This window comes from Nonomuraea sp. NPDC003201 (assembly GCF_053590415.1).
This window is the reverse complement of the sequence record NZ_JBSFTC010000466.1, coordinates 1-6,271: the sequence shown is the minus strand read 5'-3', so window position 1 is coordinate 6,271 and position 6,271 is coordinate 1. Positions and strand designations below refer to the sequence as shown.

General features: G+C 71.6%; 6 protein-coding genes. 3 read left to right on the top strand and 3 right to left on the bottom strand.

Features of this window, described 5'->3' with window-relative positions:
- The first annotated feature begins 354 nt into the window (after positions 1-354).
- Both ACWDX9_RS57995 and ACWDX9_RS57990 read left to right on the top strand, forming a co-directional pair.
- The gene (locus ACWDX9_RS57995) at positions 355-1,110 is read left to right on the top strand and encodes an SDR family NAD(P)-dependent oxidoreductase (protein ID WP_449971864.1); all 756 of its coding nucleotides are present in this window, start codon (positions 355-357) and stop codon (positions 1,108-1,110) included.
- On the top strand, positions 1,110-1,475 hold the full coding sequence (locus ACWDX9_RS57990; protein WP_449971861.1) for a hypothetical protein: 366 nt from the start codon (positions 1,110-1,112) through the stop codon (positions 1,473-1,475). Before ACWDX9_RS57995 ends, ACWDX9_RS57990 begins: the two co-directional genes overlap by 1 nt.
- Here ACWDX9_RS57990 and hemQ read toward each other — a convergent pair.
- Positions 1,459-2,160: a hydrogen peroxide-dependent heme synthase gene (hemQ, locus tag ACWDX9_RS57985; protein WP_449971858.1), complete on the bottom strand. Its 702-nt coding sequence runs from the start codon at positions 2,158-2,160 to the stop codon at positions 1,459-1,461. The genes ACWDX9_RS57990 and hemQ overlap by 17 nt on opposite strands.
- Before the next feature lie 5 nt (positions 2,161-2,165).
- Positions 2,166-3,569, bottom strand: coding sequence for a protoporphyrinogen oxidase (hemG, locus tag ACWDX9_RS57980; RefSeq protein WP_449971855.1), 1,404 nt, complete (start codon positions 3,567-3,569; stop codon positions 2,166-2,168).
- Positions 3,570-3,701: 132 nt separating this feature from the next.
- On the opposite strand from hemG, the gene ACWDX9_RS57975 reads away from it, so the two are divergent.
- Positions 3,702-4,658, top strand: a complete 957-nt coding sequence (locus ACWDX9_RS57975) for a DUF4349 domain-containing protein (protein ID WP_449971851.1) — start codon at positions 3,702-3,704, stop codon at positions 4,656-4,658.
- An 87-nt stretch (positions 4,659-4,745) separates the two neighbouring features.
- Here ACWDX9_RS57975 and katG read toward each other — a convergent pair.
- The coding region (gene katG / locus ACWDX9_RS57970) for a catalase/peroxidase HPI (RefSeq protein ID WP_449971848.1) at positions 4,746-6,271 on the bottom strand (1,526 nt) is incomplete at its 5' end.

Sequence of the window (6,271 nt, the reverse complement as noted above, 5' to 3'; positions counted from 1 at the left end):
GGCCCCGACCGCTCCGACCGCCCACCGCCGGCCCCGACCGCGCCGCCGCGAGCGCGTCGCCACATGACGGCCGGCCCCGCGCCGCCGGCTCCCCCGTTTTCCCGATCCACCCATCACCCCGCCCTCCCCGCCACCGTGGGACGCCGCCATCAAGCGCCCGGAGCACCTTGGAACGTGCCACCGCAAGCCGCCCGTACGAACAGAGGATTTCCCTGATTGTGACAAAGCGGATAGATCAAGTCGCCTGGATCGCCAACTTCGGCCTCGCTCTTTCTGCCGTTATCCGGACGGCCCCTGGGGCATCAGGGAAGAGCAGGGACGGTCCAGGCCGCAGGATGGGCAGGGGGTGGGCCCGTGGCTGAGGCGACCGGCAGGGTGGCGCTGGTGACGGGGGCCGGCAGCGGAATCGGCGCGGCCACCGCACGCCTTCTGGCCGAGCGAGGGATGCGCGTGGTGGTCAACTACCTCCGCAGTGCCGGGGCGGCCGAGGAGGTCGTGGCCGGCATCGAGGCCGCAGGCGGCCGGGCCATGGCCGCGCAGGCCGACGTACGCGAGGCGACGGCGGTCGGGCGCATGATCCGGCAGGTCGAGGCGGCGTGGGGCGGCATCGACGTGCTCGTGCACAACGCGCTCACCCCATATGTGATCAAGCCTTTCCAGGACATGACATGGGAGGAACTGGGCGGGAAGCTCGACGACGAGATGCGTGCGGCGTTCACGGTCACCAAGGCCGTCCTGCCCGCCATGACCGAACAGAGCTGGGGACGCATCATCTATCTCGGCACCGGCCTCAGCCGCCGCCCCCGGGAGGGCATGGTCGCGCTGGGCACGGCCAAGGCGGCACTGGCGCAGTTCGCCCGCTACCTGGCCCAGGAGCTGGGCCCGCGTGGCATCACGGTCAACGTCGTCGAGCCCGGACCGGTCGCGGGCACCCGGATGGCGAACGTGCTCGACGAGGAGCTCGTACAGCGGCAGGTGGCCGCCACCCCGCTGGGCCGCCTGGCGCACCCGGGCGACGTCGCCCAAGTGGTCGCCTTCTACGCCGGCGAGGACAACGCCTTCATGACCGGCACCACGGCCGCGGTCAACGGCGGGATGGCCATGTACTGATGCACACGATCGATCTCGCCTACGTCGGGCGCGGCCCGCACGAGGAACTCCCCACCGTCGGGGTGGCCGTCGGGGTGGCCGTCGATCCCACCCACATCCCTCCGGACGACCCCGCGGTCCAGGCCGTCGTACGGGCCCACCGGCGGGCCCTGCGGGTGATCCACGACGACCCCGACACCGCGGTGCGGCACATCCGGACGTTCCTCGGCCGGCACACCGCGGACGAGGCCCGAGCCCACTACGAGACGTTCATCGCCCCGTATTTCACCACCGAGGGCCAAGCCGACCTCGCCGTGGCGCCGCCGCGATCACCGCGGCCGAGTTCTACCGCACCGCGACCACCGCACCCTAGGGCAGGGCCGTGATCAGCTCCCGCACCGGCTTGCGGGCGCCCGTGTAGAACGGGATCTCCACGCGCGTGTGGCGGCGGGCCTGGGCGCCCCGCAGCGTACGCATCAGGTCGACGATCCTGTGCAGCTCGTCGGCCTCGAACGCCAGCATCCACTCGTAGTCGTTGAGCGAGAAGCACGCCACCGTGTTGGCCCGCACGTCGGGATAGTCGCGCGCCATCCTGCCGTGCTCGGCCAGCATGGCCCGGCGCTCGGAGTCCTCGAGCAGATACCACTCGTACGACCGCACGAACGGATAGACGCTCACGTAGGCCCGCGGCTCCTCCTCCGCGAGGAAGGCCGGGATGTGCGACTTGTTGAACTCGGCCGGCCGGTGCAGCGCCATGGCCGACCAGACGGGCCTGCTGTGGCGGCCCAGCTCGGTGCGCCGGAACCTGGAGTAGACGTCCTGCAGGTCCTCGGCGGTGGGCGCGTGCCACCAGAACATGAAGTCGGCGTCGGCCCGCAGCCCGGCCACGTCGTAGACCCCCCTGGTCACGATGCCCTTGCCGGCGGCCTGGTCCAGCAGCTCCTCGACCTCACCCGCCAGGCCCTCGCGGTCGGCGGGACACGGCTCGGTCACCTGGAAGACCGACCACATCGTGTAACGGATCACCTGGTTGAGATCGCGGGCCTTGGGCCGCGGGGCTGCCTCTGTCATAGCCTCTATTGTCCTCTCGGGGACAGGTGGTCCAGAATCCGGGCCGCGGCCGTACGCGCCGTGCCGATGCAGGCCGGGATGCCGATCCCGTCGTACGCGGCGCCGCAGACGGCCAGCCCGGGCTGCACGGCCACCGCCGCGCGCACCCTGGCCACCCGGTCGAGGTGACCCACGTTGTACTGCGGCAGCGCGCCGCCCCAGCGCGTGACCCGGGTGTCCAGCGGCAGCCCGCTGGTGCCCATCACCTCGGCCATCTCGGCGGCGGCCAGCGACACCAGCTCGGTGTCGTCCCGCTGGAGCAGGTGCTCCTCGCCGACCCTGCCGATCGAGCAGCGCAGGATCACCATGTCCTTGGTCAGGTGCGGCCACTTGACCGAGCTGAACGTGACCGCCTTGACCGCCCGTCCCTCCACGGGCGGCACCAGGTAGCCGCTGGAGGCGGGCGGCTCGGGGAAGGCGTCGATCGGGTAGGCGAGCGTGACGATGGCCATGCTGGCGTACTCGATCCTGGCCAGCTCGCTCGCCGCCTTGGGCACCTCGGCCTTGAGCAGCCGGGAGGCGGCGGGCCCCGGCGTGGCCACGATCACCGCGTCCGCCTCGATGACCTCGGGCCTCGGGACCGGGCCGGTGACGAGCTGCCAGCCGTCGCCGGTCCTGCGCAGCTCGCGTACGGTGACGCCGGTCCTGATGTCCGCGCCCGACGCCTTGGCGACCGCCTCCGCGAGGCTGCCGACGCCGTTCCTGAGGGTCGTGAAGACCGGCCCGGCGTCCTTCGGCGCCTCCTCGACGAGCTGCCTGGCGCCGGTCAGCAGCGAGCGCTCGGAGCGTGCCACCGCCGCCACGCGCGGCATCGTGGCCTCCAGCGACAACATGTCGGAACGGCCCGCGTAGACGCCGCCGAGCAGCGGCTCGACCAGCCGCTCCACGACCTCGGCGCCCATCCTGGCCCGGATGTACGCGGCCACGGACACGTCGGTGCGGACGAGCGTCGCCGGCAGGATCTGGTCGAGCGGCACGCGCAGCAGACCGCCGGGCGAGACGATGCCGGACTTGGCCAGCTCGGTCAGGTCGGCGGGCACGCCCATGACCTGGCCCTTCGGCATCGGCCGCAGCGTGCCCCTGCTGTAGATGGCCGAGCCGGCGGCGCCGGGGAAGACCAGCTCGTCGCCGAGCCCCACCGCTCCGGCCAGCTCCTTGCCCTCGGGCCGCCTGGCCAGCATGGCCTCCGCGCCCGCGTCCACGCTCACCCCGGCGACCTCCGAGGCGTACAGCTTGCCGCCGATGCGCGAGGCGCCCTCCAGCACGGTCACCTTGACCCGCTTGCCCCCGCTCTGGCGGAGATACCACGCGGCGGCGAGACCCGAGATCCCCCCGCCGATGACGACCACGTGGGCCCGATTCCCTTCCACGCCTCCTGACGCTACCGCCTCAGCGCCTTGCCTCCCCCCTTGGGTGCGAGGGAGCGCCGTTGCCTGGACCAGGGTGACCGTAACGTGATTCATCCGCTCAAACCGGAGTTATCTCGCGTTCGTCTTATGGGCATGAGGAGAATCCGGTACGGAATCGCACTCGCGACCGCCTGCTCAGCCTTACTCCTGGCCGGCTGTGGCGGCGGCAGCAGCTCGAACGTCCTCACCAGCGACGCGGGCGGCGGGGCGGCCGCACCGGCCGTGGCCTCCGCGGCGCCGAATCAGGCACAGGAGCAGGACGTCGGCAAGCAGCCGAGACCCCAACGCAAGGACGACGGCGGCCTGGTCTCGAACGTCAAGCTCACCCAGCAGGACCGCCAGGTCATCTACACCGGCAGCATGACCGTGCGGGCCAAGCAGGTCACCGCCGCCGTGCAGCAGGCCAAGCAGATCGTGACGTCGGCGGGCGGCTACCTGTCCAAGGAGGAGACCAGCTCGGCCAGTGACAGCGAGGACACGGCCGTGCTGGAGTTCAAGGTCCCGCCGGACAAGTACGCCGAGGTGCTCGGCCGGCTCGGCAAGGACCTGGGCAAGCAGCTGTCCATGAACCAGGGCACCCAGGACGTCACCATGCAGATGGCCGACGTCAACAGCCGGCTCAAGTCGGCGCAGCAGTCGCTGGACTCGCTGCGTACGCTGCTGAAGAAGGCCGACACGATCGGGCAGGTCCTACAGGTGGAGCGGGAGATCTCCACGCGCGAGGCCGACCTGGAGTCGCTGCAGGCGCAGCAGAAGGAGCTGACCACGCAGGTCGCCATGGCCACGCTGACGCTCCGGCTGGTCGGGCCGGTCACCGAGGTCCAGGATCCCGAGGAGGAGCCCGCGGGCTTCCTGGGCGGGCTGAAGGCGGGCTGGAAGGCGCTGGTGTCGTTCACGAAGATCGCGCTGACGGTGCTCGGCGCGCTGCTGCCGTGGCTGATCGCGTCGCTGCCCCTGATCGCGCTGGTGATCTACCTGGCGCGGCGCAATCGCGTCAGGCGTCCCACCGTCCCCACGCCTCCGCCGGGCCCCGGCCCCGAGGCGGCCTGACCGCCCAGAGGCCGGTACTGAGGCCGGCACTGAGGCCGGGTACGCCGTCCGGGCCGGCCCGGCGTGGGCCGACCCGGACGTCGATCATCAGACCAGGTCGAACCGGTCGAGGTTCATGACCTTGTCCCACGCCGCGACGAAGTCCGTCACGAACTTCTCCTTCGCGTCGTCGCTCGCGTAGACCTCCGCGACCGCGCGCAGCTCGGAGTTGGACCCGAAGACGAGGTCGGCCCGGCTGCCGGTCCACTTGACCGCACCGGTGACGTCGTCCTTGGCCTCGAACGTGTTCGCGTCCTCGGACGTCGCCGTCCACGTCGTGCCCAGGTCGAGCAGGTTGACGAAGAAGTCGTTGGTCAGCACCCCGGGGGTCGCGGTGAGGACGCCGAGCTGCGACTGCTGGTGGTTCGCACCCAGGACGCGCAGGCCGCCGACGAGGACCGTCAGCTCGGGAGCGCTCAGGGTCAGCAGGTTGGCCCGGTCGATGAGCAGGTACTCGGCCGGCAGCCGGTTGCCCTTCCCGAGGTAGTTGCGGAACCCGTCTGCGGCCGGCTCGAGCGCGGCGAACGACTCGACGTCGGTCTGCTCCTGCGTGGCGTCCACGCGGCCCGGCGTGAAGGGCACCTGGACGTCGAAGCCGGCGTCCTTGGCGGCCTTCTCCACGGCGGCGGCACCGGCCAGCACGATCACGTCGGCCAGCGAGACCTGCTTGCCGCCGGTCTGGGCGCCGTTGAACGCCTTCTGGATGCCCTCAAGGGTGCCCAGCACCGCCGCCAGCTGGTCGGGGTCGTTGACCTCCCACCCGCTCTGCGGCTGCAGGCGGATGCGCGCGCCGTTGGCGCCGCCGCGCTTGTCGCTGCCGCGGAAGGACGCGGCCGACGCCCACGCGGTGGAGACGAGCTGCGACACCGACAGGCCCGAGGCCAGGACCTGGCCCTTGAGGGCGGCGATGTCGGCGGCGTCGACGAGCTCGTGCGTCACCGCGGGCAGCGGGTCCTGCCACAGCAGCGTCTCGGACGGGACCTCCGGGCCGAGGTAGCGCACGATCGGGCCCATGTCGCGGTGGGTCAGCTTGTACCACGCGCGGGCGAAGGCGTCCGCGAACTCGGCGGGGTTCTCCAGGAAGCGCCGCGAGATCGGCTCGTAGACCGGGTCGAACCGGAGCGAGAGGTCGGTGGTCAGCATCGTCGGAGCGTGGCTCTTCGACGAGTCGTGGGCGTCGGGGACGGTGTCCGCGCCCGCGCCGTCCTTCGGCCGCCACTGGTTGGCGCCGGCGGGGCTCTGGAACAGCTCCCACTCGTAGCCGAACAGGATCTCGAAGAAGCTGTTGTCCCAGGTGATCGGGGTGTTCGTCCAGATGCCCTCGAGACCGCTGGTGATCGCGTCGCCACCCTTGCCGGTGCCGAAGCTGTTCTTCCAGCCGAGGCCCTGCGCCTCGATCGGGGCGGCCTCGGGGTCGGCGCCGACGTTGTCGGCCGGGCCGGCGCCGTGGGTCTTGCCGAAGGTGTGGCCGCCGGCGATCAGGGCGACCGTCTCCTCGTCGTTCATCGCCATCCGGCGGAACGTCTCACGGATGTCGCGGGCCGCGGCCAGCGGGTCGGGGCTGCCGTTCGGGC